We start from the raw sequence: 1,718 nt of genomic DNA, 5'->3' as shown, positions 1-1,718 counted from the left end.
GGTGGTCAGGGTGTGGCGTCGGCGTATGTGCTGCCGGTGTCGGCGAAGTCCGAAGAGGCTCTGGAACGCGCCCTGTTGGGCCTCGCCGACCACCTCGACGCCGAGAAGGAACTCGGTGAGGGATACCTGGCCTCGGTCGCGCACACCCTGAGCGTCGGGCGGCATCACTTCGCCCATCGGTGTGCGGTGGTGGCGCGTGATGTGGACGACGCGGTGCGGTTGCTGCGGGAGGCAGCGCGGGGCGAGAAGCCGCGCAAGGTCCACCGCGGCGTCGTCACCCGCGACTTCACCCCCAACGCGATGCTGCGCGACCTGGTCGGTGAGGCCCTGCGCGGCCGCCAGGACGACGGCCGCTACCAGGAGACCCTGCTCGCCCTCGGCGACCTGTACTGCCAGGGGTACGCCCCCCAGTTCCAACTCCTCATCGACCACCCCCCGGTACGGATCAGCCTGCCCCCGTACCCCTTCGAGGAGGAGACCTACTGGCCCTCGCCCGCCGATCTCACCCGGCGCCTGCACTCCCCGGTCGGCGGCAGCACCTTCGCCCCGAACGCTCAACTCGGCGACGGGCAAGAGGAGTTCGAGGAGTTCGAGGAAGAGGTCTACGAGGACGTCGAGGAGAGCGCGCAGCCCGCGGCGGGCGGTGCGGCCGAGGTGGTCGCCGCCGGTCCGGGACGCCGCGCCGAGATGACCGGCTTCTCGGTGGCGGAGTGCCTGGAGTGGGAACTGAAGGACGCCGTCTCGCAGTTGCTGAAGCTCCCGGTGTCCAAGCTGGACGAGGGCGCCAACCTCCAGGACTACGGCTTCGACTCCATCAGCCTGGTCGAGTTCGCCGGTGTGCTGGGCGAGCGGCTGGGCATCGAGCTGACCCCCGATGTGTTCTTCAGCCACCCCACCCTGGTGAGCCTGGGCCGTCATCTCCTGGACCACCATGGGGAGTTGCTCGGCGCGTTCTACCAGGACGGCGGTACCGCGGGAGGCGGGGCGGTCGTTCCGGCGGCGGTCAAGCGGCGCCGGGTGAAGCGCACCGGCCGCCGGGTCCGGCCCTCGGGCACGCCCGCCGGAGTGGAGCCGATCGGCATCGTGGGGATGAGCGGCCGCTTCCCCGGCGCCCGTTCCGTGGACGAGCTGTGGGACATCCTGGCCGAGGGCCGGACCGTCGTGGGCGAGGTGTCGCCCGAGCGGCAGCCGGCCTGGGGGCCGGGACGCCCGATGGGCGAGATTCCCGGGGTGGCGGAGTTCGATCCGCTGTTCTTCGAGATCTCCCCGCGTGAGGCCGAAGTCATGGACCCGCGGCAGCGGTTGCTGCTCCAGGAGATGTGGCGCGCCCTGGAGGACGCCGCGTACGGCCCGGAGCGCCTCGCCGACGAGAAGGTCGGGGTCTTCGTCGGTGTCGAAGAGGGCGACTATGTCCTGCTCACCGAAGGAAAGGGCAGCGTCACCTCCAACGCCAACTCGATTCTGGCGTCTCGGCTGGCGTATTTCCTGAATCTGTCCGGTCCGAGTATGGCGATCAACACCTCGTGCTCGTCCGGTCTGGTCGCCCTGCACGAGGCCTGCCTCAGCCTCCGTTACGGAGACTGCGACACCGCGATCGTCGCCGGGGCCAACATCCTTTCCACGCCCGGTAGTTATGACGCGATGGTGGGTGCGGGGATGTTGTCGGCGGAGGGGGTGACGCGGGCGTTTGATCGGCGTGCGGATGGGATGGTGCCGGG

General features: G+C 70.0%; 1 protein-coding gene. It reads left to right on the top strand.

Annotated features, from left to right (window positions below):
- Positions 1-1,718 (top strand): beta-ketoacyl synthase N-terminal-like domain-containing protein (locus ACFVST_RS29275; RefSeq protein WP_390156624.1); only part of this gene is annotated, 1,718 nt, incomplete at both ends.

Origin of the sequence: Streptomyces sp. NPDC058045, assembly GCF_042885635.1 — a bacterium.
Classification (GTDB): domain Bacteria; phylum Actinomycetota; class Actinomycetes; order Streptomycetales; family Streptomycetaceae; genus Streptomyces.
The sequence above is the reverse complement of the archived record's forward strand: the minus strand, read 5'-3'. Positions and strand labels throughout refer to the sequence as shown.